This is a genomic window from Pararhizobium polonicum, from assembly GCF_001687365.1.
Classification (GTDB): Bacteria; Pseudomonadota; Alphaproteobacteria; order Rhizobiales; family Rhizobiaceae; genus Pararhizobium; species Pararhizobium polonicum.
Genome location: NZ_LGLV01000004.1, coordinates 348,992 through 373,500, shown reverse-complemented (window position 1 = coordinate 373,500; position 24,509 = coordinate 348,992). Strand labels below are relative to the sequence as shown.

The window sequence follows — 24,509 nt, the reverse complement described above, 5'->3', positions numbered from 1 at the left end:
GGTTTAACCCGAGGAGAGGATGACGGGAGAGTGAGGTCGGTGATGCGTCATTTCGACAGCACCTGCCGAACTATCTGCCATCCCTCACGGAACGATCAGCGTTCCCGCACCATGCTCCGTGAAGATCTCCAGCAGCACCGAATGGGCCGTCTTGCCGTTGAGGATGACGACGCCTTCGACGCCGCGGGCGAGTGCCTCGATGCAGGTTTCGACCTTGGGGATCATGCCGCCGGAAATCGTGCCGTCCTTGATCAGCGCATGCGCCTCGGCGACCGAAAGTTCCTTGATCAGTTCGCCCTTCTTGTCGAGTACGCCGGGAACGTCGGTGAGGAACAGCAGGCGGGTGGCGTGGAGCGCACCGGCAATGGCGCCGGCAAAGGTATCGGCGTTGATATTGTAGGTCGCTCCATCGCGGCCGGGGGCCACGGGGGCAATCACCGGGATCATTTCCGATTTGGCGAGAAGATCGAGCAGGGTGCGGTCAACCTCCGTCACTTCGCCGACGAAGCCGAGGTCGAGAACGCGCTCGATATTGCTATCCGGATCGATCACGGTCTTGCGCGCCTTCTGGGCAAAGACCATGTTGCCGTCCTTGCCGCAAAGGCCGATCGCCCATTCGCCGGTCTGGTTGATCAGCGCGACGATTTCCTTGTTGATCGAACCGGCCAGCACCATCTCGACGATCTCGACCGTCTTGGCATCGGTGACGCGCAGGCCGCCTTCGAATTTCGATTCGATGCCCATCTTGGTCAGCATGGCGCCGATCTGCGGGCCGCCGCCATGCACGACGATCGGATTGACGCCGGACTGCTTCAACAGCGCGATATCGGCGGCAAAAGCCTTGCCAAGCTCGGGATTGCCCATGGCGTGGCCGCCATATTTGACGACGATCGTCTTGTTCTCGTAGCGCTGCATGTAGGGCAGCGCCTTGGCGAGAAGATTTGCCTGGATTTCGCTTTCGGATGCGGACATGGGAATACCTCGAAATTAGCCGGGTGCTGTTTAGCGCAAGTTTCCGGTGGAGGGAATGATCAGCCGTAAAGATAAAGCCGGTGTGACATCGGCGGCGGTCGCCGGCTTTATCTGTCGTGCGTCCCTTCTTATCCCCGGGCTTGTGCCCTATGTTCGCCGCTGACGGGGCGAGGACCGGAAGCATCGATGGCCATAGACGACATTTCAATGCTGATCGGCAGGGTCTCGCTGAGGGACCGCGCCGCGTTCTCCGCGCTCTACCGGCAGACCAGCCCGAAACTTTTTGCCATTTGTGTCCGTATCTTGCGGGACCGGCCGCAAGCGGAAGAGGCGTTGCAGGAAATCTACATCAAGATCTGGCAGCGGGCCGACCGGTATGCGAGCGGCGACACCAATCCGATGTCCTGGCTTTCGGCGATCGCGCGCAATCATGCGATCGATACGCTGCGGGCGCGAAAGCCTGTGGCAAACACCATTGACGAGGCATATGATCTCGCCGATTCTGCTCCCGATCCGGAAAAAACCGCCATCAACACGGCGGAGGGCCGCCGGATCGATGCTTGCATGAACGAACTCGAACCCGACCGCGCCGATGCCGTGCGCAAGGCCTATGTCGAGGGACTGAGCTACCAGGAGCTGGCCGGACTTTTCGGCGTTCCGCTGAACACGATGCGAACATGGCTGCGCCGCAGCCTGTTGAAACTGAGAGAGTGCATGGAGCGATGACCACACAGAAGCCCGAAAGCGGAGATTCCCGTCGCGACCAGGTGATCGCGGGCGAATATGTGCTGGGTGTTCTATCCGCCGACGACCGCCGCAAGGTCGAGGCGCGCATGGTTCTCGACGGTGCTTTCGCGGCCATGGTCAATCACTGGCAGAGCAATCTTTCCTCTTTCGAGGATGACTATGAGCCGATCGAGCCGCCGCCGCAGGTGCTGGTCGCCGTCGAGCGCCGCCTGTTCGCCGAGCAGGCAAAGCCGGCCGTGGCTGCGGGCGGCTTCTGGAATTCGCTGGCGGTCTGGCGTGTGCTGACGCTGGCATCGGTTGCCGGTATGGTGACCGTTGCGACGTTCTCGTCCGGCATGCTGACGCCTGTCAGCCAGACACGGCCGCTGGTGGCCGAACTGACCGGCGATGCCAGCACCACGATCAATCTTCTGGCGCAATACGATGCCGGCAGCGGCGCACTGAAAATCACGCCCGTGGCGGCAAAACAGGCGCAGGCCAAATCGCTGGAACTCTGGCTGATCGAGGGCGACAATCCCGCCAGATCGCTCGGCATCCTGCCGCAGGCCGGCGAGGGCGAGATCGTCATTCCACAGGAGCTGCGCTCCAAGCTGGGTGAAGGTGTGACGCTTGCTGTCAGCATCGAGCCCTTCGGCGGCTCGCCGACCGGGACCGCGACCGGCCCCGTGGTCGCTGTCGGTAAGACGCGCCTGCCATAGGTCGCCGGTATTAAAGTTAGTCTTTCGTTACAAAATGCTGCGCTCGAAAGGGCGTGGCATTTTTTACGCAGATCCATGGCCAGTCATAAAAACATAAAAAATCAGATATTTGGATAATTCTTCTCTTTCCTGAAACTCTTTCGCCAAGCCTCCCGTTCATCGCTGTGTCCTCTGCAGGGAACATGAATTCCAGAAAAGAATCGGGAGAGGCCCGCGTCGCGGGTCGTCGAGATCAACAGGAAGGAATAGAAATGTTCAAGTCCATGCTGCGCACGGTCACCGTCGCATCGATACTGGCCGCCGGTACATTTGCAGCGCATGCTGAAAATCCGATGGTCGGCGGTGCGCCGATGTATGCAAACAAGAACATCGTCGAAAACGCCGTCAATTCCAAGGATCACACCACCCTTGTTGCCGCCGTCAAGGCGGCCGGACTGGTCAAGACGCTGGAAGGCAAGGGCCCGTTCACGGTTTTCGCCCCGACCAACGAGGCTTTCGCCGCCCTGCCGGCCGGCACTGTCGATACCCTGCTGAAGCCTGAAAACAAGGCGACGCTGACCAAGGTTCTGACCTGCCATGTCGTTGCCGCCGATGCGCTGTCGGCGACCATTGCCAAGATGGTCAAGGACGATGGCGGCACACATGATGTCAAGACGGTCGGCGGCTGCATTCTCAAGGCCAAGGACGACGGCGGAAAGATCACGCTCACCGACGAAAACGGCGGTGTCGCCCATGTCACGATCGCCGACGTCAAGCAGTCGAACGGCGTCATCCATGTGATCGACAAGGTTCTGCTGCCGAAGTCCTGATCGGCCCGAAGGCCGCACGGATTGGGGGCCGGATGTGTTCTCGGACACATTTTCGGCTCCGGGGCCGGGGAGCAATCCTCTCCGGCCTCAAGGCCACCGGCTGTTATGCGCCGGTGGCCTTTTTATATCGTATTCAAGTAACGTCTCACGCGGGATTGATCGCTATTTGTTTTGCCGCGGGGCGGGCGGCGCGATAGTTTGGCCAAGGATTGCCGAGGCCATTCGGCATAAGGGAGACCATCATGACAAGCCGGCGCTTTTTCCTTCTTTCCGGAGTTGCCATTGCCGCTGCGGCGGCGTTTCGTGGCTTTACCCAGCACAGCATTGCCGCCGAAACCTTCGAGGTGACGAAGACCGACGCGGAATGGAAAGCGATCCTCAATGACGCGCAGTACCGGATCCTGCGCCACGAGGATACCGAACAGCCCTTCACCAGCGCCCTCAATACCGAGAAGCGCAAGGGCATATTCCATTGCGCCGGCTGCGACCTGCCGGTCTATTCGTCCGACGTGAAATATGACAGCGGCACCGGCTGGCCGAGTTTCTGGGAAGCGCTGCCGAACGCGATCGGTACCCGCGAGGATACCTCGCTGCTGATGACCCGCACCGAATGTCACTGCCGCCGCTGCGGCGGCCATATGGGGCATATCTTTAACGACGGCCCGCAGCCGACCGGCATGCGCCACTGCATCAACGGCATGGCAATGACGTTCAAGCCGGCATCGGCGGCCTGAACGTCTATGCGATAGCGGCGATCAGGTTGAAATGGCGACGCGGATGGCGTCGCGCAGTTCTTCCATGCCGACGCCCTTCTCGGACGACGTCGCCAGCACTTCCGGGAAAGCCGCCGGCCTTTTCTTGATCTTTTCCAGCGTCTCGGAAATCAGCCGGGGAACGGCCGGTTCCTTGATCTTGTCGGTCTTGGTCAGGATGATCTGATAGGACACGGCCGCCTTGTCGAGCAGGTTCAGCACGTCGTCGTCATTCTTCTTGATGCCGTGGCGGCTGTCGATCAGCACATAGACACGCTTCAGTGTCGAGCGGCCGCGCAGATAGTCGAACACCAGCTTGGTCCAGGCATCGACATGTTCCTTCGGCGCCTGCGCATAGCCGTAGCCGGGCATGTCGACCAGCGCCATCGGCGGCAGGTCGCCGGGGTCGCCGGAAAAACCGTCCGGAACGAAATAGTTGAGCTCCTGGGTGCGGCCCGGCGTGTTGGATGTGCGGGCGAGACCCTTCTGCCCGACCAGCCCATTGATCAGCGACGACTTGCCGACATTGGAGCGGCCGGCAAAGGCGATTTCCAGCGGACCTTCCGGCGGCAGGAATTTCATCGACGGCACGCCGCGGATAAAGATCCACGGCCGCCCGAAAAGGGGCTTGTCGTCCTGCGGCTTAACGTCTGTCATGGCGGTCCTGTCCTTGGCTTTGGGACAGGACTTCAAGGTTTTGCGCCCTCATGTCAAGAAAAGTTGCGATTTTAGCAACTTTCGCTCAGGCGCGGACACGCCGCTGGCGCAACAATTCGACGCTGAGATAGGAAAGCAGCGCGACCAGCACGACCGTTCCGCCGAGGACGGTGTTGGTGCTGGGAATCTCGCCATGGATCAGTGCGACCCAGAGAGGCCCGAGCACCGTTTCCGCCGTGCCGAGAAGGGCCGCGAGTGCCGAGGGGACGAGACGGGCGCCGGTGACGAACAGCGCCAGTCCCAGACCGAAATTGAGAGCGCCGAAGGTCACGAGAATGCCGAGTTCGGGTGGTGTGACGGAGAGGCCGGAGGCCATGATGGCCGCCAGCGCGCCGGCGGCGACGGTGCCGAAGCAGACGGCCGGCGTCATGCGCACATGGGCGTAGCGGCGGGTAATCACGGTGGCCAGCGCAAAGACGAAGGCGATCAGGATGGCCAGCGCATCGCCGATCGGCGAAACCGCGCCGCTCATGGAATCCGACACCATGATGGCGACGCCGGCGATGACGGCGGCGATGGCAAGCCAGGTCAGCAGCGAAACGCGCTCGCGGAAGACGATCCAGCTGATCAGCGCTGCGATCAGCGGCACGCCGGCCTGGATGAGAACGACATTGGCGACCGTGGTATAGGCGAGCGCCAGGATGAACGAGGTCGAGGCGATGGCAAAGCACAGCCCGACCGCAATGCCCGGCAGGCCCATGTTGCGAAACAGCGTGACGGTGCCGCGCGGGCCGTCACGCCACAGCATGAAGCCGGTCAGGAACAGTGCGGCAAACAGCGAACGCCAGAAGACGACGGTCCAGCCGTCCTCGATCGACAGGAAGCGGGCGAGCGTGCCGCCGAAACTCCAGACGATGGCGGAACCCAGCACGAGCGTGACGCCCTGGAGCTGGCTGTGCTGGCTGGCGGCTGCGGATTGCGGCAGGGCGGTCGGCTGCGACATGACGGATGTCCGGTTGACGGTAAGCGCAGTTTAAAAGCGAATGGGGCGATGGGCATCGGTATCCGCGACAGGGCCCTGTCGCAAATTCCACCTGTCATCGATCCTCGGCATGGGCGGCGTCCGGCTCGGGCTTGATAATGGCAAGCACGATCCCGCCGATGGCGATGATGACCGATCCCGCCAACACGCCCGCGGTCGGGATTTCGTTGAAAAACAGAAAGCCGATGAGCGCGGCAAACACCAGCCATGCATAATCGACCGGCCCGACGATTGCGAGCGACGCCAGCCGGTAGCCGCGCACCACGCAATATTGCGCCGCAACGGCAATGGGCCCGAGCAGGAGAAACGGCACCATGGCGGACAGCGACATGGTCTTCCAGGCGAGCGCCGCCGGCAGAGCCAGGAAGAGGATGCCGAAACCGTTGACATAGAGCAGCACCGTCAGCGGCCGGTCGGCATGCGAGAGGACACGGATCATCAGGCCTTCGATGGCCAGCAGGGCGGCGCCGAGAACGGCGATTGCTGCCGGGATGAGATAGGCCGGTTCGAACTGGGTGAAGGCGCCACGCGACACCATGATGAAGCCCGCGCCGGCGAAACTGAGGGTAATGCCGACCATATGCTGTTTCGTCACGGTCTCCTTCAGGACGAGAACGGCGAGCGGAATGATGAAAACCACATAGAGAAGTCCAAGGGCTGTCGCATCGACGATCGGCATCGCCGCCGAGGAATAGATCAGCGCGAAACCGCCGGACACACCGAAAGCCGCGCGCATGGCATGCGAAAACGGCCGGTCGCTGCGGTAGGCGCGCAGGCTTTCGCCCTTGCAGGCGACGACGCAAAGCAGCGTGGCAAAGCCGCTGACATAGCGCAGAAACTGGATCTGGACGACGGATACGCTTTCTCCGCCGAACTTTGCCGATGCGAAGATCAAGGAAAATAACGCCGTACCGAGCACGACCCAGATCATCGCCTCGGCATTCGAATTCAACAGGGTTTTCCGCAAGGCCTTATCTTTCAACGGTTTCCATCGCATGTCTTGCCAAATCGGCTGCCTGTATTGCAAATTCGATTTTTGAACCCTGGATGAGTATTTTCGATGCAGAACAAGCGGAACGTCTCGCTCAATGCGGTGCGGATATTCGTCCTGACCGCCCGGCATCTGAGCATTTCGCAGGCGGCGGGGGAGGCCGGCGTGACGCCGAGCGCCGTCAGCCATCAGATCAAGAAGCTGGAAGGCGAGCTGGGCGTGGCGCTTTTCAAGCGGAGCCATAATTTCCTGGTGCTGACGGATGCGGGACGCCGTTTCTACGACGATGCCGCCGCCGCGATCGCCGCGATCGACCGTTCGGCGGAGGCGCTCAGCCGCGACCAGAACGAAATCGTCGTCCGCGTCTCGATCTCGCTCGCCGTTCGCTGGCTGATCCCGGCGCTGGAACGGTTCAAGGCCGTCCACCCGGCGGCCCGCGTTCGTGTCGAGACGAAGACCGGCTCCAACATATCCCTTGGCTCCGGCGATCTTGCCATCTCCTACTATCGGGCCGGTTCGGAGGCTGCGGAGGGGGAGTGGCTTGCCGCCGACATGAGCCGCCCCGTGGCATCGCCGGCGCTTCTGGCTGCGGTCCGGTATGAAGGCACCGGCGACCTCGGGAAGGTTCCGGCCCTTCAATGTTCGCAGGACAATTGGGACTGGGCGCTGTGGACCCGCACGCTGGGCCTCGATCGTAATGCCATCCAGATCCAGCATGTGTTCGATACCGACGATGCGGCCCTGCATGCCGCGACCGCCGGTTTGGGGATGGTGCTTGCGCCGGCATTCCTGACGGAGCGCGAAATCCGCTCCGGCGGGCTTGTGGTCTTGCCCGGTTTCGGCCCGGTGGATCTCGGCCATTACCGCGTCGTCTTTCAGCGCCACGAAAACCGCATGACACGGCAATTCCGCAAGTGGCTCGGCGAGGAAATGCAGCGGATGCTGTAGCGGCGGCGGAACGGCCGTTTGAATGGGGCAGGTTTCGGGCAAGAAAAAGCCCCGGTTCATGTGTGAACCGGGGCTTTTTATATGGTGAATTCCGTTTGCGGCCTATTCGGCCGGTTTCGGTTTTCGCGAGAACAATCCTTTCAGATTGTCGAACAGTTCGATCTTGGCGCCGTGGCGTTTCATGATGAACGCCTGCTGGGTGATCGACAGCGTGTTGTTCCAGGCCCAGTAGATGACGAGGCCGGCCGGGAAGCTGGAGAGCATGAAGGTGAAGACAACAGGCATCCAGGTGAACAGCATCGCCTGGGTCGGATCCGGCGGCGTCGGGTTCATGCGCATCTGCAGGAACATGGTGACACCCATGATCAACGGCCAGACACCGATCATCAGCGCATGCGGCACGGCGTAGGGCAACAGGCCGAACAGGTTGAACAGCGAGGTCGGATCGGGCGCCGAGAGGTCCTGGATCCAGCCGAAGAATGGCGCGTGACGCATTTCGATGGTGACGTAGATCACCTTGTAGAGCGCGAAGAACACCGGAATCTGCAACAGGATCGGCCAGCAGCCGGCGATCGGGTTGATCTTCTCTTCCTTGTACAGCTGCATCATGCCCTGCTGCAGCGCCATGCGGTCGTCGCCGTGCTTCTTCTTCAGTTCCTCCATCTTCGGCTGAACCTTCTTCATGTTCGCCATCGAAGCGTATTGCTTGCTGGCGAGCGGGAAGAACAGCGCCTTGACGACGATGGTGGTCAGAAGGATGGCGACGCCGAAGTTGCCAAAATAACGGAAGAAGAAATCCATCAGTTTGAACATCGGCTTGGTGATGAAGTAGAACCAGCCCCAGTCGATCAAGAGGTCGAACTGCGGGATCGAGTAGGACTTCTCATAGCCGTCGACCAGCGGAACCTGCTTGGCGCCGGCGAAAAGCAGCGTCTTCAGGTCGGTGGACTGGCCGGGCGCGATCGTGACGGCATCCTGCTTGTAGTCAGCCTGGAAGCGCGGCCGGCCATCGGTGAAGTGCTCGTACTTGGATTCGTAAGCCAGGTTCTGCGGCGGCACGATGGTTGCGGCCCAGTATTTGTCGGTGATGCCGAGCCAGCCGGTCGTTGCCTTCTCATGCTTGGCGGGAACGTCGTTTTCCACCTTGCCATAGGCCACTTCGTTGAGGCCATGCTGGCCAATCACGCCGATGAAGCCTTCATGCAGGACGTAGACGCTCGGCGTCGTCGGCTTGTTGAAGCGGGTGACGCGGCCATAGGTGGAGACCGATACCGGTACGCCGCTGCCGTTGTTGATCGTGTCGGCGATCTGGAACATGAAATGTTCGTCGATCGAGATTGTGCGGGTGAAAACCACGCCCTTCTCGTTGGTAAAGGTCAGGACCACCGGTGTTGCGGTCGTCAGCTTGTCGCCGCTCTTGACCGTCCAGATGGTGGCCGGGCCCGGAACGGTGCCGCTGGCCTCGTTGCCGATATAGCCGAGCTCGGTAAAGTAGCCGTCCGGCGTATCGGAGGGGCTGAACAGCGTGATCAGCGGGCTCTTGTCGTCGACGGTCTCGTGGTATTCCTTGAGCTTCAGGTCGTCGAAGCGCGCGCCGGTCAGGTTGATCGAGCCGCTGAGTGCAGCCGTGTCGATGGTGACACGGGCCGACTTGGCGATCGCCTGGTCGCGGGTTTCGACGGAGCCGGGTACCGCGCCCTGTGCCGGTTGAGCCTGACCGGTAGCCGCCGGGGTGCCCGCGGCCTGCGTCTGGCTCTTCTGGGCTTCCGCCACGATCCGTTCTCTCTCCATCTTCGGATTGACGTAGAGAAACTGCCAGGCAATCAGAATGAGTACCGACAGGCCGATCGCCACGAAGTAGTTGCGGTTTTTTTCCATCATTCTTTCCTGGAGCCGGCCGGCGGCCGTGAATATTTTTGCTTGCTTTCGATCCGCTCGCAGAGGGTCTTGCCGATCCGCTCGAAGGGCGCGTTCAAAAGGTCGCGTCTGGCGACAATCACATAGTCAAGTCCGGGCTTCATTGCAAATCCGGCGGAGAGCCGCACGGCTTCCTTGAGGCGCCGGCGCATCCGGTTGCGTTCGACGGCATTGCCATGCTTCTTGGTGACGGTGAAACCGACGCGTGGCGCGGTGTCAGGCTCGTTGCGATCAAGAACTTCGAGAAGGAACAACGGACCTTTCCGCTGCTCTCCCTTGCGAACGGCAAGAAACTGCGGCCGGCTTTTCAGCCGCCCGGCAGTTGATTTAGGCTTGGGTGATGTCATTCGCCCGCGCTCCTTCCGGGAACAGGAGCATCCATCGTCCAGACGGACGTTTGCAGGATGCTCCGGCGCCATGAAGCCGCGCATGCAGGTTTCGCGAAGGTCAGTGCGCGAAGACGCGGCACGCGCCAGACGGCCTTAAGCCGACAGACGCTTACGGCCACGTGCCCGGCGGGCAACGATAACCTTGCGGCCACCCTTGGTGGCGATACGTGCACGGAAGCCGTGACGGCGCTTGCGAACAAGCTTGGACGGTTGATAGGTACGCTTCGTCATTTATTTTAATACCGCGGTGTGCGGCCCTTCTTGGGTTTGCTTCTTAGCAAGGGAGCGTTACGTTCCGGACATGGCACTGCACTGGGCAAGGGGACTTGTCCGGACGTGGGCGGCTTATAAGAGGAAAGGCCCGCAAAAGTCAATTGCCGGGGCACAAAAGCTGGGAACGGCGTGTTTTCGGCCGTCCCGGCCGCTTGCGATGCTTTGCCGCGAATATCTGTAAGATTCAACTCACAATTGAAAATTAGAAGATGTTAATGTAATTATATAAACAAAAGCCTAAAGTGGTAACCCTAGAATTGTTCAAGTCCCCGAAGAGTTTCGTTAACCCTCCGGGCCGTAGTGTCCCTGCCAATATACGCGCCTGTAAACCACCACTTTCAGGCCTGTTACCGGTTTGGAGGAGACATATTTCATGAAAATTCGAGGCAAGATTTATCTCATTGTCGGCGTGATGAGCCTGATCGCTCTGGCCGTGACGGGCATGGCCCTGACGGTGATCACACAATATAATGCAAGGCTCGTCCAGTTCGACAATGCCTCGGACCGTGCCTTCAACGGCGAACGGCTGAACCGCCTCGTCACCGGGGTGGTGATGGAAGCGCGCGGCATCTATGCGGCGCCCACGGCCGAGAAGTCGAAAGCCTTCGCCGATGGGCTGATGACCAACCTCGACAAGATCGATACCCTGTTGACCGCGTGGCGTCCGCTGGTCCCTGCCGAGCAGCTGCCGGCGTTCGATGCTGTCGTCAAGCGTGCCGCCGAATTCCGTGCGTTCCGCACGGAGACGGCCCGCCTCAGCCAGCAGGTTTCGCCGCAGGCCGCCAACGAGCAGGGCAACAACGAGCTCAACCGCGCCAACCGCAAAGCCTTCCAGGCCGAGATCGACGCCGTCGTGGAAACCGACCGTGCCGCGCTGGATGTCATCCAGGCGGAGGTAAGCGCCATCCAGCAGAAGATGATCCTGATCGTTCTTCTGACTGCCGGCTTCGGTCTTGTCATCGGCATCGGTACGGCCTTCTATATCGGCACGAAGGAACTGAGCCAGCCGATCCTCAAGCTGACCGGAACGATGAAGCAGCTTGCCGATGGCGACCTCGACGCCGAGGTGCCCTTCTCCGGCCGCAAGGATGAAATCGGCGAGATGGCGAGCGCCGTCGAAGTCTTCAAGCGCAACGGCCTGGCCGTGCGCGAACTGAACGCGCAGGAAACCGTGCTGCGGGAAAAGAGCGCCGATCTCCAGTCGAGCATTGCCGTCGTCGTCTCGGCCGCTGCCGCCGGCGATTTCACCCAGCGGATCAGCAAGGACTATGGCAATGCCGACCTCAACCGGTTCGCGGCCAGCGTCAACGAACTGGTGGATGGTGTCGATAGCGGTGTCAACGAGACCCGCCGGGTCATCGCCAGCCTTGCGGTCGGCGATCTCACACAGAATATGAACGGCAAATTCCAGGGCGCCTTTGCCGAACTGCAGCAGAACGTCAACGATTCGCTGTCCACCCTGCAGAACACCCTGCGCGAAGTGCGCTCCACGACGGACTCCATCAACGGCAATTCGACCGAACTGCGCTCCGCTGCCGACGACCTGTCCAAGCGCACCGAGCAGCAGGCGGCGGCACTCGAGGAAACCTCGGCGGCGCTGGAGGAGATCACCGCCGCCGTCCGCAATTCGACCGACCGGGCCCAGGAAGCCAGCGTCATGGTCACCGAGGCCAAGCAGAGTGCTGCGCAATCGGGCGAAGTCGTGCGCAAGGCCGTCGATGCCATGGGCCGGATCGAGCAGGCCTCCAGCGAGATCGGCCAGATCACCAACGTGATCGACGAGATCGCCTTCCAGACCAATCTTCTGGCGCTCAATGCCGGTGTCGAAGCGGCCCGTGCCGGCGATGCCGGCAAGGGGTTTGCCGTGGTGGCACAGGAAGTGCGCGAGCTTGCCCAGCGCGCGGCAAGCGCCGCCAAGGACATCAAGGTCCTGATTGCGAAATCGGGCTCGGAAGTCGCAACCGGGGTGAAGCTGGTGCAGGAGACCGGCCAGGTTCTCGGCCAGATCGAAACGCGGGTGTTGAGCATCAACGATCACATCCACTCGATCGCCACCGCCGCCCGCGAACAGTCGACCGGGCTCGGCGAAGTCAGCACCGCCGTCAACCAGATGGACCATGTGACGCAGCAGAACGCTGCCATGGTCGAGGAGGCCAATGCCGCGACCCACAAGCTTTCGGCTGAAGCCGACAGCCTTGCGCGGCTGATCTCGCACTTCAAGCTCGACGAGGCAGCCCCGTTGCGTGTCGCCGCCGCTCCGGTGCGCGAACAGACCCGCCCGGTCGCGTCACCCGCCCGCAAGATGATGGGCACCGTCGCCCGCGCCTTTGGCGGCGGGTCGGCCAGTGCGGCGGTATCGAAGGACAATTGGGAAGAATTCTGATCCTTCGCAAGCGTTAGCGCATGAATATCAATCCCGCGGCGATCGGGTATCGCCGCGGGATTTTTCGTTTCGATCGCCGTTCCGATCACGGGGACGTTTTTTGCCGCGATCATTCGTTATTGGTTCCGGCGGTGCTTTCCTTCTAATGCTGCTGCGATGAAACGGGACGATCAGGAAAGGCGGCATCCGGACGTGGGGAGCCATCGGGGAGCGACACCGGCGAAGGACGAGCCTGCGGGGCATGCGCCGCCGCTCGCCCTGCGCATCATGCCGCTTGTCCTGTTCGCGCTCGGCCTGGCCGTGGCCTACGGATTGGGGTGGCATCGTTATCTGACGCTGACCTGGCTGGCCGATCAGCGCGAAGTCTTGCTGGATATGGTTGCGCGCTATCCCCTGAAGTCGGCGGCGCTGTTCTTCATCGTCTATGTCGCCGTCGTGGCGCTGTCGGTTCCGGCAGCGACGGTGCTGACGATCTTTGCCGGCTTCCTGTTCGGCTGGCTGACGGGCGGTATCATCGTCCTTGCCGCTGCCACGGCCGGATCCTGCATTCTGTTTGCCGGCGCACGCACGGTCTTCGGCGATATCCTGCGGCGCCGGGCCGGGCCGTTCCTCTGCCGGTTTTCCGAAGGGTTTAACCGGAATGCCTTCAGCTACCTGCTGGTTCTGCGCCTGGCGCCGGTCTTTCCGTTCTTCGTGGTCAACATCGCCCCGGCCTTCTTTGGTGTCAGCATGCGGACGTTTGTGCTCGCCACCGTCATCGGCATCATCCCCGCCACGTTTGTCTACAGCTGGCTTGGTTGCGGCTTCGAGCAGGTCATCGGCGATGTGGCGAAGGAGGGGCGGCCGCTGCGCCTGGCCGACTGTCTGACGCCGGAGCTGACGCTCGCCTTCACGGCGCTTGCGGTCATTGCCGCGCTGCCGCTTCTCGTGCAGTTTGTCCGCGAAAAGAGGCAGGCGGCGGGCGATGGTGGAAAAGACTGACGGCGTGACAACGGTTCTGCATCCCGACATCTGCGTCATCGGCGGCGGCTCGGCGGGCCTTTCGCTCGCCGCCGGCGCCGCCGCCTTCGGGGTGCCGGTCGTGCTGATCGAGCGCGGCCGCATGGGCGGCGATTGCCTCAACACCGGCTGCGTTCCCTCCAAGGCGCTGATCGCCGCTGCACGGCACGCGCATGCGGTGCGCAAGGCGGCCGAATTCGGCGTCAGCGCCGGTGAACCTGTGATCGATTTCGAAAAGGTGCACGCGCATGTCCGCTCGGTGATCGCGGCGATCGCGCCGAACGATTCGGTCGAGCGCTTTACGGCAATGGGGGTGAGGGTAATCGAGGCGGAGGCCCGGTTTGTCGACCGCGATACCGTTATGGCCGGCGGTTTGACCATCCGGGCTCGCCGGTTCGTGATTGCCACGGGATCCTCGACCATTGTCCCGCCGATCCCCGGCCTTGCGGATGCCGGCTACCTCACCAACGAAACCCTGTTCGACCTGACGCGCCCGCCGGAACATCTGCTGGTGATCGGCGCCGGCCCGGCCGGGTTGGAGATGGCCCAGGCGCACCGGCGGCTGGGAGCGAAGGTCACGGTCATCGACGCGGGCAGGGCGCTTTCTGGGGAAGACCCGGAGCTGGCGCGCATCGTGCTCGACCGGCTGCGCGGCGAAGGCATCGTCATTTGGGAGCATGCCCTTGTTCTCGCCGCTGAAAAGACCGCCGGCGGCGTGCGGCTGCAGTGCGAGACGGAGACGGGCTCTGTCACCATAGACGGCAGCGCCCTGCTTCTTACCACCGGCCGCAGGGGCAATACGGCCGGACTTGGCCTCGAGGCGGCTGATGTAGGCGTTACGGCAAACGGCATCGCCGTCGATGCCAGCCTGCGCACCGGCAATCGCCGTGTCTATGCGATCGGCGATGCGGCGGGCGGGCTGCAATTCACCCATGCCGCCAACTATCACGCATCGCTCGTGCTGCGCGAAATCCTGTTCCGGCTGCCGGCGCGGGAAAACCGCGACATCGTGCCGCGTGCGACCTTCACCGATCCGGAAATCGCCGCTGTTGGCCTGGGCGAGGACGAGGCGCGCAGACGCTATCGGCAGGTCAATATCCTGCGCTGGCCCTATGCCGAAAACGACCGGGCCCAGGCGGAGCGCGCCACCGGCGGCCTGATCAAGATCGTCGCCGGCCGGCGCGGCAGGATTCTGGGCGTCACGATCGCCGGTGCCGGCGCGGCGGAGATGATCAACATGTGGTCGATGGCGATCGCCAACGGTCAGGGGCTCCGGCATGTGCGCGGTGCTGTCGCGCCCTATCCGACCATGACGGAGATTGGAAAACGGGCCGTCATCGCCTATTATACACCTCTGACACGCAAGCCGGCCGTCCGCGCCATCATCCGGCTTTTGCGGCGCTTCGGCTAAGATGACGGAAATGCAGGACATGACGGTAGGCACTACAGACACCACGGTCGTTCGAAAGCAGCCGGCGCGGGCCGGTTTCTTTCGTGGGCTCTCGGGCAAGCTGCTGTTTTTGACCGTTGTCTTCGTCATGCTGGCCGAAGTGCTGATCTTCGTGCCCTCCGTTGCCAACATGCGCATCCGCTGGCTGGAAGACAGGCTGAATACCGCGGCCGCAGCCGGTGTCGTGGTCGATGGCCTGCAGGATGTCCAGCTGTCGCGCCCGCTGCAGGAGGAAACCCTGATGGCGACCGGCACCAAGGCGATCGTGCTCCGGCGCAAGGACGAATCGCGGCTGATCGCGGCCGAAGACATGCCGCCGCAGGTCGACGCGCAATACGACGTCGCGGCGATGACGCCGTTTTCTGCCATCTGCGATGCCTTCGACACGCTGCTGTTCGGCGGCGACAAGGTTGTGCGGATCTATGGGCCGGTTGGCGATAGCGATGCGATCATCGAGGTGGTGATGGAGGATGCCAGCCTGCGCAAGGCGATGCTGATCTATTCGCGCAACGTGTTCTTCCTGTCGATCGCCATCTCGCTGTTTACCGCGGCGCTGATCTTCCTGGCGATCAACCGGCTGATGATCGTGCCGATCCGCCGGATGACCGCCAACATGCAGGACTTTGCCGTCGAACCGTCCGATCCCGCCCGCGTGCTGGAGCCGGCGCTGGGCCGCGACGAACTCGCCGTCGCCGGTCAGCATCTCTCGGCCATGCAGCAGCAGCTGCAGAAGACGCTGAAGCAGCAGAAGAACCTTGCCGATCTCGGCCTTGCCGTCTCCAAGATCAATCACGACATGCGCAATATCCTGGCGTCCGCACAGCTGATCTCGGACCGTCTTGCCGATGTCGATGATCCCATCGTCAAGCGCTTTGCACCGACGCTTCTGCGCACCATCGACCGTGCCGTCGGCTATACCACCGAGGTCCTCTCCTACGGCCGCACCACCGAGCCGGAGCCACACCGCCGCTTCGTCCGTCTGCGGCCGCTGGTGAGCGACGTCGGCGAGATGCTGGCGATCGATCCGGGCGCCGGCATCGAGTTTCATATCCAGATCCCCGACGACCTGCAGATCGATGCCGACAGCGAGCAGCTGTTCCGTGTCGTCCACAATATCTGCCGCAACGCCGTGCAGGCGCTGATGAACGACCATGCCGAGAGCGGCTCTCCCCGCACGATCAGCGTCTCGGCGCTGCGCACCGGCAGCGTCGTCAGCATCTCCGTCGATGACACCGGCCCCGGCATGCCGCCCAAGGCGCGCGAAAACCTGTTTGCCGCCTTCCGCGGCTCGGCCCGCTCGGGCGGCACGGGTCTGGGGCTCGCCATCGCCCGCGAACTCGTGCTTGCCCATGGCGGCACGATCGCGCTGGTGGAGAAGGCGACCCCCGGCACGCTGTTCCGCATCGAACTGCCCGACCGGCCCGTGCCCCTCGACGCCTTCCGCTCCAAGGCCCGGCACTGATCGGAAGATTTTTGAAAACCCCCGTGATCACCGGCGAAGCCTTGCTGTAGAGGGGTTTGGTGCAGGAATCTATCCACAGTTTCAAAGGTATAAGAACCTTCTTCGATCAAAAAAGAATCTTTTTGCGCAAATTCGCTTGCATTCCCCGGGCGGACGTTTTAGAGGATCGCCACGCAAGCGGTTAACGCCGCAGCGACACGCACCCGTAGCTCAGCTGGATAGAGCATCAGACTACGAATCTGAGGGTCGGACGTTCGAATCGTTCCGGGTGCGCCAAAAACCTTCAATGTATTCAGGCTGCTGAAAGACCGTTCATCCGGGCATGTCTCTACAGGTCCGTTTCTTGTGGCTGGCGTGATGGCGCAGGTGTTCGAGATCGGCGCCGGAATCACTGCCTTCGGTCACGCCACCGGCGTGGCTGTCTCTATTCCAGATTTTGACCGGAACACCGACTTCCGTGGTGATCTTCCGCCACACGCTGGAGAAATGCCGGCCTTCGAGGTGCGGAGCATGTCACGCGTTGGGCTTCACGATATCTCCGCTTGCCTCGCCGACCAGCCAGTCAACGAAGCCGGCAACCAGATTTCCGGCATCTGGCTGGCGCGGGAAGACCGCGACATACCCCGTCCGCGGAACCCGGATGCCCGGCAGCGGCGTCGTCAGCCTGCCGCTGGCAATATCGATCTCCAGCATCGGCAGCGGGCCGATTCCGATTCCAAGCCCATCTTCCACCGCCTGGCGTGCGACGAAGAAGTGATCGAACGTCTGGCGCGGAGACCCGGCAAGGTGGTGCAACCCCGCCGCGTCGAGCCAGCTTGCCCATTCGCCGGCGCGTGTTTCGGCAGCAAGCAGCGTATGCCCTTCAATATCGGCTGGCTTGAGGATCGGCCGCTGCGCAAACAGTGCGGGGCTCATGATCAGGGTGTCGACATCATCCAGCACCGGTACGATGCGATGCTGGGCCCACACATCGTCCCGGGCGACACCCCGTCGGATCGAAACGTCGACCCCACCGCGCAAATCCTCGACGACACACGAAACCGTGGTGACCGCGACTTCGATATGCGGATGATCGGCGTGGAAACGATTGAGCCGTGGGATCAGCCAGCGCATCGCGAGGCTGGTCGGGGCGCTTACACGCAGGATGCGGCGCGCGCCGGGCCGTCCGCATGCCTCCGCTGCGACAGCAAGGCGATCGAACGAAAGACCGACCTCCGCGGCGAATATCCGCGCCGTCGGCGTGGCGATCATACGCCGGCCATCCTTCATGAACAGCTTTTGCCCCAACCATCCTTCGAGCGCTGCAATCTGTCGGCTCACCGCACCATGGGTCAAACCGAGTTCGACGCCGGCCTCGGCATAACTGCCTGTCCGGGCGGCTACCTCGAAAATGCGCAGGGCGTTTAGCGGAGGAAGGCGGCGCATTGGATAAACCTGTGAGAAAAACGAGCGGTATCGGTGATCAAAAGCATACTAGTCCATGAAATATCACACGTATATTGTGGGATTCAACGCCACTCACTCACATCATGTGAATTACGTCTCCGACACCTTCCCGAATATGAAACCAGAAAATCGATGGACCACCCAAAAGCGTAACCTTGCCGGTGCCAGCCTCACGCACGCGCTTCATGATGGTTACACGGACGCCCTCTATGCCTTCATGCCGGTATGGCAGGCGCAGTTCGGTCTTTCCTATGCTGCGCTCGCCGTCATCCGCGCCCTCTATTACGCGACGATGGGTGGCCTCCAGATCCCCGCCGACCGGGTTCTGCGTGGCTGGTCGCCACAAGCGGCGCTAATTCTGTCGACCGTCGTGGCGGCGGCGGGATTGTTGATCATGGCGCTGCCGCTCGGCTTTACGGGTCTTTGTATCGGCCTCGTCGTGGCGGGCATCGGATCGAGCATCCAGCATCCGCGGGGTTCGATGCTCGTCACCCACAGTTATGGCAAGGCTGCGCGGGGCCCCCTTGGCATCTACAATTTCGCGGGCGACCTCGGCAAGGCCGTCCTGCCGGCGCTTGTCGCTGTCCTGCTGACGGTGCTTGCCTGGCGCCCCCTGCTGGGCCTGATGGCGCTGCTTGGCGTGGCTCTGTGTTTTGCCCTGATGGCACTGGCGCCTGCCGTGCCCCTTTCCGGGAATGACACGGAAGAGAAGCCGGCTGGTCGTGGCCGTGGCGGCTTTCGCGTTCTGGCGATGATCGGCGGGCTCGATACGGCGACCCGCATGGGATATCTGCTGTTTCTGCCTTTTCTCATCCAGGGCCGTGGCGGGAGCCTGCCGACGGTCGGCATCGCGCTCGCCCTGCTGTTCATCGGCGGTGCGTTCGGAAAGATGACATTCGGCTGGCTTGGAGAGCGGCTGGGCGTTGTCATGACCGTCATGATGGCCGAAACCACAACAGCCTTGCTGATCACGGCGACACTGTTCACGCCACTGACGTTGACACTCATCCTGCTGCCACTGCTCGGTATCGTGCTCAACGGCATCTCATCCGTGCTTTATGGCACTGTGCCGGAACTGTCCGATGGCGACACGGGCCGGGCCTTCGCGATCTTCTACACGAGCGTGATTGGCTCTGGCGGCATCGCGCCGATCCTCTATGGCGCGATTGCCGATCACAGCAGTCAGACGATTGGCCTGCTGGCCACGGCGGCCACCGCCGCGCTGATCGTCCCGCTTATCCTGATACTGCGGCCCCATCTGCGCAGCCAGCCCATGGCTCGTGATGGCGTTGCCCGGTCCAGACCCCGTATATCATCGACCACAAGCGAAAGGATTGCTCAATGAAGACCGTCTCCGAAGCACCCCTCATTCTGATCACGGGAGGAGGTCGCGGCGTCGGCGCGGCGACTGCGCGGCTTGCTGCCGCGCAAGGTTACGATGTCGCGATCAGCTTCATGTCCAACGAAGCTGCCGCCCTCGAAGTCACGGCTGATGTAGAAGCTGCCGGCCGGCGGGCCTTGCCCGTGCGCGCAGATAGCGCGGATCCTGAACAGGTCTTACAATTGTTCGCCGCAATCGACCGGGAGTTCGGCCGGATCGATGTGCTGGTGAACAACGCCGCGATCATTGCCCAACAGTCGCGGCTGGAGGATATCGGGTTCGAGCGGATGCAGCGGATGTTCGCGGTCAACGCGATCGGCCCGATCCTCTGCGCACAGCAAGCCGTCAAGCGGATGTCGCATCGACACGGCGGGCATGGCGGCTCGATCGTCAACATCTCGTCGGCATCGGCCCGGCTCGGCAGTCCGAACGAATATGTCGATTATGCCGCTTCAAAGGGCGCTCTTGAGACATTCACGATCGGTCTTGCCAAAGAGGTCGGGCGGGAGGGGATACGGGTCAATTGCATTCGCCCCGGGCACATTTACACCGAGATGCATGCCAGCGGCGGAGAGCCGGGACGGGTGGACCGCGTCAGGGACTCGATTCCGATGGGAAGAGGCGGTCAGCCTGACGAGGTTGCGCGGGCGATCCTGTGGCTGGCAAGCACCGATGCTTCCTTTACCACCGGTACGTTCCTCGATGTTACCGGCGGCAAGTGAGCAGCAGTGGGCTGTGCCGGGCCTTACCGCAAGCTTCGGATTATGGCGTAGATGTCGTTCTCATCATCACCCGGCACGGTGCGCCATTTTTTCTCTCTGAAATCAGCAATATATGCAGGTCGGCGCACCGGAAGCGCCTTAAAGGCGCATCAGGTTTCTCCGTTCAAGCTGCGCGACGGTCGCTTCGATTTCCGCAGTGGTGCGCTCCGGGCCCCAGCCAAGCGCGCGGTCGGCAACGGTTGCGATCTGCCTGATGTCGGCGATCGTCAGCGAGCCGGTGACGGCCAGCGTCGTGCGGCGCATGACGATGTCGGACAGATGTGCGACGCATTCGTTGCGGGCGATATAGTCGATTTCCGGCAGGCTGTAGCCGGAGGAGTCGGGCAGATGCTCGGTGTCGCTCCACTCACCCCCATGTGATGCGATCGGCAGGGCCTGTGTGCCGTAGCGCGACAGGAGCGTGTCGAGGCGCTGCCTGTCGACGCCGGATGCTGCGGATGCGTCCGTCAGCCATTGCGCACGCCTTGCCGGACCCGCCGGGAAATCGCGGCCGCCGCCGATGGGCATCGAGCGGGTGCTGGCGGTGCGGCTGCGTCCAAGGCGCTGGAGCACGGTATCGGCGACCTCTTCGGCAAAGCCGCGAAAGGTCGTCCATTTGCCGCCGATCAGCGAGATGATCGAAAAGGGGCGGGTTTCGTTGGGTTCGGCGACCGGGGCAGAATGATCGCGGCTGATGAGGCCGGCGACGGAGGCATCGGAGGCGGGCAGGGGCCTGATACCGCTATAGGCATAGACGATCTGGTCGCGTTCGATGGGAACGCCGGGCATGAGCGTGCGCACGCTGGCCAGCAGATAATCGATTTCCTCCGGTTCGCAGCGCACGGTGTCGGGGTTGTTGGCCTTGGTGTCGGTCGATCCGACGAGGGCGCGGCCGAGATAGTCGAAGACAAGGCAGATGCGGCCATCGTCGGCCTCGAAATAGACCATCCGGCCGGCAAGGCTGCGCACAAGCGCGTCGTTCTTCAAAAGAATATGCGAGCCCTTGGTGCCGCCGATCATTCTGGAGGGCGCCCCGAGCTGGGCGTTGACGTGGTCGATCCAGGGGCCTGCGCCATTGACGACCAGTTTCGGCCGCACCGACAGCGTGTCGCCCTTTTCCGTCTGGAACGTCAGAAGGCCGTTCGTAGCCGAAATCGTCGTCGTATAATTGGTGGCGGCCGAGGCGGGGCTGGCAGTCAGGCCGTCCTGGATCAGTTCGAGAACCAGCCGTTCGGGATGGCTGATCTTCGCATCGTAATAGGTTCCGGCGGCCACGATGGATGGGGTCAGGACAGGCATTTCGCGCAGGGCGCGGCGGCGCCCGACCAGCCGGTGGCGCGGCATCACCCGGTCGCGCGATCCGTAGAAATCGTAGATCGCCAGCCCGATCTTGATCAGGACGGCGCCGCGGCTGCGCGGTGCGCTGGTCGAGCCGAACAGTGTGCGGAGCGCCGCCGTTATGCCGTTGAACCAGGAAAAGATCGGAATGACCGTCGGCAGTGGACTGACATAGTGCGGGGCGTTTTTCAGGAGCAGATTGCGCTCCAGCGTCGATTGTGCGACGAGGCCGAATTCACCCGTCTCAAGATATTTCAGGCCGCCATGGATCAGCCGCGAGGGGGCGGCGCTGGTGCCGGAGCCGAAATCACCCTTATCGACGATGAGGCATGTCAGGCCCTGTGCGCACAGATCGCGAAACAGGCCGGCGCCATTGATGCCCGCGCCCAGAATGACGACGTCGACATCCTGTCCATTGGCGAGAGCCGCCAGGCGATCGGCCGGGCGTGGGGATGTTTCCTGTGTCTGCTGGGTCATTACGAAGCTGTCCTGATCACGCGCAGGCGTACGCCCGCCTGTTCGAGTTTTTGTGCCTGGGCATCGCCGATCCCGTCGGTGACCAGAACGGTGTCGAAGGCGGTCAGTTCGTCCAGGGCGTGGAGGGCGACATTGTTGAACTTGAAGTGATCGACCAGCAGGATGCGCTGGTTGGAGGCCGCCATCATTGCCTGCTTGACCCGCACGACCTGCGGATCCTGGATATAGGTGGTGGTGCCGGTGATGGCCGAGGCCGAACAGAAGAGCACGTTGGCGCGCAGCCGGGAAACGGCGTTTTCGCAGACGATGCCGATATAGGCGTTGTAGGTCCGGTGATACTGGCCGCCAAGGCAGATGAAGTCGATGTCGTCGGCAGCGGTCAGGAGGGCGGCGGTCGACAGGCTGTTGCTGATGACGGTCAGCGGCTTGATCTCGAGCAGCAGCGGCGCGATGGCGCAGCTCGTGGTCGAATCGTCGAGCATCACCACCTGGCCGGCTTCGACGTAATCCATCGCCGCGCGTGCCAGGGCGTTCTTTTCAGCGGTGCCCACCGTCATGCGGTAGCGGAACGTGCTCTCGTAGACCCCGGACGGCTGCGCCGTCACCGCGCCGTGCAGCTTGCGCAAAACCCCCTGATGCGCCAGCTGGTCGATATGGCGGTGGATGGTCATGCGCGAGACGCCGAAATGCTCGGCCAGATCGTCCAGGCGGACCTGACCGAGCTTGATGACGTAGTTGGCGATTTCCTCGCGCCGTTCGTCTGCCTTGATCATGCGGTGTCCCTCTTGTGTGTTGTCGCCAGCTGCTCGATATCGGGCCAGAGTGGTGCCAGCGTTTCGGCAATGCGGGAATAGAGAGAAAACCGCTGGTCGAATTCGGCGCTGCGCACCGGGTCGGGGTGATAGGTGTGGCCGATCTTGCTCAAGGGGCGCGGATCGTCGTGCACGGAGGCAAACAGGCCAACGGCCGCGCCGGCGCACAAGGCCGCACCGAATGCCGCCGCCTCGTCGGTCGATGTCACGGTCACCGGCATGTTGAGGATATCGGAAAACATCTGCGCAAAGGCTGGATTGCGGGACGCGCCGCCTGTCAGCCGGACCTCGCGGAAGGCAAAACCGTCGCGCAGGGCATCGACATGGGTACGATGGTTGAAGGCGATCCCTTCAAGCACGGCCTTCAGCATGTCGCCGCGGTCGTGCCAGCCGTGCAGCCCGAGGAAACTGCCGCTGGCAAGCGGGCCGTGCGGCGAGCCGAACAGGTAGGGATGAAACAGGATCGTCGAGGGCCTTTGCAGGGCGGCATCGATCTCCTTCGCCAGCGTTGTGTGGATCGAGATGCCGCTGGCGATGGCCTCGTCCTGCTCCTTGCGGCACAGCGTATCGAGGAACCAGTCGTAATTGGCGGCCGAGGCCGGCGAGATAGCCATGTTGTTCCAGCGCCCGGCATCGATAGCATTGCGGCAGAACCAGCGCGGATCGACATGGACGTCGCTGGAGACGACCTGGTTGATCGAATAGGTGCCGGCGACGATGCTGACGATGCCATCCGCATGGCCGCCGATGCCGAGCGCTGAGGCCGTGACGTCATGCAGTCCGCAGGCGACCGGGGTGCCGATGGCAAGCCCGGTCAGCGCAGCGGCATCGGCCGTGACATGGCCGGCGATGTCGGCGGAATGCGCCATGGGCGGCAGCGCTTCGAACAGCTCCTCCAGTCCGAACAGGCGCAGGGCCTCCGGTGCATAGGTCTGGCGGCGAACATCGGTGAAGGATGTGCTGGCCTCGGTCCGGTCCGTGCCGATCGTGCCCGAAAGGCAGAACCGTAGCCAGTCCTTGCAGCCGAGCACATGCCGGATGCGTTTGTAGCGGTCCGGTTCGTGGGCCTTGATCCAGGCCAAAAGGGCCGATGGCGCGGAGACGTGCGGAACCTGCCCCGTCAGGGCGAGCGCCTCCGTGAACACGGTACTGCCAGACCATTCGTCGATGATATCGCTGGCGCGGCTGTCGAGGGAGAGGATGCCGGGACCCAAAGGCTGCCTGGCCTCGTCGAGCAGGTATAGCCCGTCGCCATGGGCGGTGGCCGCGACGGCCTTGATGTCCTCTGCCGGCCTGCCGCTGAGCGTGATCGCCTCGCGGATCGCTTCGGCCGTCGCCTGCCAGAGCCCCAGCATGTCGCGTTCGACAAAATGCGCGTGAGGCATGGATTGCGGTACCCGCCGCCGCGCGACGGCAAGCTGCGTGCCATCGGCATCGAAGATCACGGCCTTCGTCACGGTCAGTCCGTTGTCGATTCCCAGCAGGCTGGTCATGCGTTCCCTCATTGCTATGCATTCGGTCGTCGTATTCCGATAACGGAGGCGATCCATTTTATGGTATATGTATCGTATTTCAGTGTGAAATTAACGTCAAGTTTTGTTATGTTTTATGGGGAGATTTTGAACGAGGCGGGTGGTGGCGCCATCGCTTGCGTGCGCCGGAGGGGCGTGTGCAAGCACGATAACGTGCGGCCAAATGGCATTCCGCGGCATCCGGCCCTATGACCGCTGCGTCTTGCGCCGGATCCGCTTTCCGACGTGGCAAGTCGGGTCTTTCGGGGGGCTTAACATCCGCCGTGCGGATGT

The 24,509-nt window shown here is 62.5% G+C and carries 22 protein-coding genes and 1 tRNA gene; 12 read left to right on the top strand and 11 right to left on the bottom strand.

Features of this window, described 5'->3' with window-relative positions; genetic code table 11:
- Window positions 1-84 precede the first annotated feature (84 nt).
- A complete protein-coding gene (gene argB, locus ADU59_RS03475; RefSeq protein WP_068951694.1) occupies window positions 85-972 on the bottom strand; it encodes an acetylglutamate kinase in 888 nt (295 codons plus the stop codon).
- Window positions 973-1,158: 186 nt separating this feature from the next.
- On the opposite strand from argB, the gene ADU59_RS03470 reads away from it, so the two are divergent.
- The 4 genes from ADU59_RS03470 to msrB all read left to right on the top strand — a co-directional run bounded on the left by ADU59_RS03470 (window position 1,159) and on the right by msrB (window position 3,960).
- Window positions 1,159-1,698 (top strand): sigma-70 family RNA polymerase sigma factor, encoded by a 540-nt coding sequence (locus tag ADU59_RS03470; RefSeq protein ID WP_068951692.1) that lies wholly within the window; start codon window positions 1,159-1,161, stop codon window positions 1,696-1,698.
- Complete coding sequence (locus ADU59_RS03465) at window positions 1,695-2,417, top strand: anti-sigma factor (protein ID WP_068951690.1); 723 nt, start codon at window positions 1,695-1,697, stop codon at window positions 2,415-2,417. The genes ADU59_RS03470 and ADU59_RS03465 overlap by 4 nt, the downstream gene beginning before the upstream one ends.
- Before the next feature lie 251 nt (window positions 2,418-2,668).
- Window positions 2,669-3,226: a fasciclin domain-containing protein gene (locus ADU59_RS03460; protein ID WP_068951688.1), complete on the top strand. Its 558-nt coding sequence runs from the start codon at window positions 2,669-2,671 to the stop codon at window positions 3,224-3,226.
- A 242-nt stretch (window positions 3,227-3,468) separates the two neighbouring features.
- Entirely contained in the window at window positions 3,469-3,960 is a 492-nt protein-coding gene (msrB, locus tag ADU59_RS03455; RefSeq protein ID WP_068951686.1) for a peptide-methionine (R)-S-oxide reductase MsrB, read from the top strand.
- A 21-nt stretch (window positions 3,961-3,981) separates the two neighbouring features.
- Here msrB and yihA read toward each other — a convergent pair whose 3' ends face one another.
- The 3 genes from yihA to ADU59_RS03440 form a co-directional block, all read right to left on the bottom strand.
- Window positions 3,982-4,635 carry a ribosome biogenesis GTP-binding protein YihA/YsxC gene (gene yihA / locus ADU59_RS03450; RefSeq protein ID WP_068951684.1) on the bottom strand — a complete coding sequence of 218 codons (654 nt, stop codon included), beginning with the start codon at window positions 4,633-4,635 and terminating at the stop codon, window positions 3,982-3,984.
- A gap of 85 nt (window positions 4,636-4,720) precedes the next feature.
- Window positions 4,721-5,638 (bottom strand): DMT family transporter, encoded by a 918-nt coding sequence (locus tag ADU59_RS03445; RefSeq protein WP_068951682.1) that lies wholly within the window; start codon window positions 5,636-5,638, stop codon window positions 4,721-4,723.
- A 94-nt stretch (window positions 5,639-5,732) separates the two neighbouring features.
- Complete coding sequence (locus tag ADU59_RS03440) at window positions 5,733-6,629, bottom strand: DMT family transporter (RefSeq protein WP_158515694.1); 897 nt, start codon at window positions 6,627-6,629, stop codon at window positions 5,733-5,735.
- Window positions 6,630-6,737: 108 nt separating this feature from the next.
- Here ADU59_RS03440 and ADU59_RS03435 point away from each other — a divergent pair, with 108 nt between their 5' ends.
- Window positions 6,738-7,616: a LysR substrate-binding domain-containing protein gene (locus ADU59_RS03435; protein WP_068951677.1), complete on the top strand. Its 879-nt coding sequence runs from the start codon at window positions 6,738-6,740 to the stop codon at window positions 7,614-7,616.
- Window positions 7,617-7,718: 102 nt separating this feature from the next.
- Here the strand turns inward: ADU59_RS03435 and yidC are convergent, their stop codons facing one another.
- From yidC to rpmH, 3 genes are all read right to left on the bottom strand, one after another.
- A complete protein-coding gene (gene yidC, locus ADU59_RS03430) occupies window positions 7,719-9,494 on the bottom strand; it encodes a membrane protein insertase YidC (RefSeq protein ID WP_068951675.1) in 1,776 nt (591 codons plus the stop codon).
- Complete coding sequence (gene rnpA / locus ADU59_RS03425; protein WP_068951673.1) at window positions 9,494-9,880, bottom strand: ribonuclease P protein component; 387 nt, start codon at window positions 9,878-9,880, stop codon at window positions 9,494-9,496. The genes yidC and rnpA overlap by 1 nt, the downstream gene beginning before the upstream one ends.
- Window positions 9,881-10,015: 135 nt before the next feature.
- Window positions 10,016-10,153 (bottom strand): 50S ribosomal protein L34, encoded by a 138-nt coding sequence (gene rpmH / locus ADU59_RS03420; RefSeq protein ID WP_037104763.1) that lies wholly within the window; start codon window positions 10,151-10,153, stop codon window positions 10,016-10,018.
- 415 nt (window positions 10,154-10,568) lie between these two features.
- Between rpmH and ADU59_RS03415 the strand changes: the two genes are divergently transcribed.
- From ADU59_RS03415 to ADU59_RS03395, 5 genes are all read left to right on the top strand, one after another.
- On the top strand, window positions 10,569-12,578 hold the full coding sequence (locus tag ADU59_RS03415) for a methyl-accepting chemotaxis protein (RefSeq protein ID WP_068951671.1): 2,010 nt from the start codon (window positions 10,569-10,571) through the stop codon (window positions 12,576-12,578).
- A gap of 156 nt (window positions 12,579-12,734) precedes the next feature.
- On the top strand, window positions 12,735-13,559 hold the full coding sequence (locus ADU59_RS03410; RefSeq protein ID WP_099050736.1) for a TVP38/TMEM64 family protein: 825 nt from the start codon (window positions 12,735-12,737) through the stop codon (window positions 13,557-13,559).
- 4 nt (window positions 13,560-13,563) lie between these two features.
- Window positions 13,564-14,988: a dihydrolipoyl dehydrogenase family protein gene (locus tag ADU59_RS03405; protein ID WP_099050752.1), complete on the top strand. Its 1,425-nt coding sequence runs from the start codon at window positions 13,564-13,566 to the stop codon at window positions 14,986-14,988.
- A 19-nt stretch (window positions 14,989-15,007) separates the two neighbouring features.
- A complete protein-coding gene (locus tag ADU59_RS03400; protein ID WP_099050751.1) occupies window positions 15,008-16,489 on the top strand; it encodes a sensor histidine kinase in 1,482 nt (493 codons plus the stop codon).
- Between the two features lie 199 nt (window positions 16,490-16,688).
- A tRNA-Arg gene (locus ADU59_RS03395) sits at window positions 16,689-16,765 on the top strand.
- A 237-nt stretch (window positions 16,766-17,002) separates the two neighbouring features.
- Here the strand turns inward: ADU59_RS03395 and ADU59_RS03390 are convergent.
- Window positions 17,003-17,914 carry a LysR substrate-binding domain-containing protein gene (locus ADU59_RS03390; protein ID WP_068951663.1) on the bottom strand — a complete coding sequence of 304 codons (912 nt, stop codon included), beginning with the start codon at window positions 17,912-17,914 and terminating at the stop codon, window positions 17,003-17,005.
- 136 nt (window positions 17,915-18,050) lie between these two features.
- On the opposite strand from ADU59_RS03390, the gene ADU59_RS03385 reads away from it, so the two are divergent.
- Complete coding sequence (locus ADU59_RS03385; protein ID WP_068952544.1) at window positions 18,051-19,280, top strand: MFS transporter; 1,230 nt, start codon at window positions 18,051-18,053, stop codon at window positions 19,278-19,280.
- Entirely contained in the window at window positions 19,277-20,038 is a 762-nt protein-coding gene (locus tag ADU59_RS03380; RefSeq protein WP_068951661.1) for an SDR family oxidoreductase, read from the top strand. Before ADU59_RS03385 ends, ADU59_RS03380 begins: the two co-directional genes overlap by 4 nt.
- 138 nt (window positions 20,039-20,176) lie before the next feature.
- Here ADU59_RS03380 and ADU59_RS03375 read toward each other — a convergent pair whose 3' ends face one another.
- Genes ADU59_RS03375 through ADU59_RS03365 form a run of 3 tightly spaced genes read right to left on the bottom strand, consistent with a single transcriptional unit; the run spans window position 20,177 to window position 24,197 of the window.
- On the bottom strand, window positions 20,177-21,892 hold the full coding sequence (locus ADU59_RS03375; RefSeq protein WP_068951659.1) for a glycerol-3-phosphate dehydrogenase/oxidase: 1,716 nt from the start codon (window positions 21,890-21,892) through the stop codon (window positions 20,177-20,179).
- A complete protein-coding gene (locus tag ADU59_RS03370; protein ID WP_068951656.1) occupies window positions 21,892-22,665 on the bottom strand; it encodes a DeoR/GlpR family DNA-binding transcription regulator in 774 nt (257 codons plus the stop codon). Before ADU59_RS03370 ends, ADU59_RS03375 begins: the two co-directional genes overlap by 1 nt.
- Window positions 22,662-24,197, bottom strand: a complete 1,536-nt coding sequence (locus ADU59_RS03365; protein ID WP_068951654.1) for an FGGY-family carbohydrate kinase — start codon at window positions 24,195-24,197, stop codon at window positions 22,662-22,664. The genes ADU59_RS03370 and ADU59_RS03365 overlap by 4 nt, the downstream gene beginning before the upstream one ends.
- Window positions 24,198-24,509 lie beyond the last annotated feature (312 nt).

Excerpts from the sequence above, each read along its gene's own strand:
- argB (WP_068951694.1), bottom strand. The coding sequence starts at position 972 with ATGTCCGCATCCGAAAGCGAAATCCAGGCAAATCTTCTCGCCAAGGCG.
- ADU59_RS03470 (WP_068951692.1), top strand. The coding sequence starts at position 1,159 with ATGGCCATAGACGACATTTCAATGCTGATCGGCAGGGTCTCGCTGAGG.
- ADU59_RS03465 (WP_068951690.1), top strand. The coding sequence starts at position 1,695 with ATGACCACACAGAAGCCCGAAAGCGGAGATTCCCGTCGCGACCAGGTG.
- ADU59_RS03460 (WP_068951688.1), top strand. The coding sequence starts at position 2,669 with ATGTTCAAGTCCATGCTGCGCACGGTCACCGTCGCATCGATACTGGCC.
- msrB (WP_068951686.1), top strand. The coding sequence starts at position 3,469 with ATGACAAGCCGGCGCTTTTTCCTTCTTTCCGGAGTTGCCATTGCCGCT.
- yihA (WP_068951684.1), bottom strand. The coding sequence starts at position 4,635 with ATGACAGACGTTAAGCCGCAGGACGACAAGCCCCTTTTCGGGCGGCCG.
- ADU59_RS03445 (WP_068951682.1), bottom strand. The coding sequence starts at position 5,638 with ATGTCGCAGCCGACCGCCCTGCCGCAATCCGCAGCCGCCAGCCAGCAC.
- ADU59_RS03435 (WP_068951677.1), top strand. The coding sequence starts at position 6,738 with ATGCAGAACAAGCGGAACGTCTCGCTCAATGCGGTGCGGATATTCGTC.
- yidC (WP_068951675.1), bottom strand. The coding sequence starts at position 9,494 with ATGGAAAAAAACCGCAACTACTTCGTGGCGATCGGCCTGTCGGTACTC.
- rnpA (WP_068951673.1), bottom strand. The coding sequence starts at position 9,880 with ATGACATCACCCAAGCCTAAATCAACTGCCGGGCGGCTGAAAAGCCGG.
- rpmH (WP_037104763.1), bottom strand. The coding sequence starts at position 10,153 with ATGACGAAGCGTACCTATCAACCGTCCAAGCTTGTTCGCAAGCGCCGT.
- ADU59_RS03415 (WP_068951671.1), top strand. The coding sequence starts at position 10,569 with ATGAAAATTCGAGGCAAGATTTATCTCATTGTCGGCGTGATGAGCCTG.
- ADU59_RS03410 (WP_099050736.1), top strand. The coding sequence starts at position 12,735 with ATGAAACGGGACGATCAGGAAAGGCGGCATCCGGACGTGGGGAGCCAT.
- ADU59_RS03400 (WP_099050751.1), top strand. The coding sequence starts at position 15,008 with ATGACGGTAGGCACTACAGACACCACGGTCGTTCGAAAGCAGCCGGCG.
- ADU59_RS03390 (WP_068951663.1), bottom strand. The coding sequence starts at position 17,914 with ATGCGCCGCCTTCCTCCGCTAAACGCCCTGCGCATTTTCGAGGTAGCC.
- ADU59_RS03385 (WP_068952544.1), top strand. The coding sequence starts at position 18,051 with ATGAAACCAGAAAATCGATGGACCACCCAAAAGCGTAACCTTGCCGGT.
- ADU59_RS03380 (WP_068951661.1), top strand. The coding sequence starts at position 19,277 with ATGAAGACCGTCTCCGAAGCACCCCTCATTCTGATCACGGGAGGAGGT.
- ADU59_RS03375 (WP_068951659.1), bottom strand. The coding sequence starts at position 21,892 with ATGACCCAGCAGACACAGGAAACATCCCCACGCCCGGCCGATCGCCTG.
- ADU59_RS03370 (WP_068951656.1), bottom strand. The coding sequence starts at position 22,665 with ATGATCAAGGCAGACGAACGGCGCGAGGAAATCGCCAACTACGTCATC.
- ADU59_RS03365 (WP_068951654.1), bottom strand. The coding sequence starts at position 24,197 with ATGACCAGCCTGCTGGGAATCGACAACGGACTGACCGTGACGAAGGCC.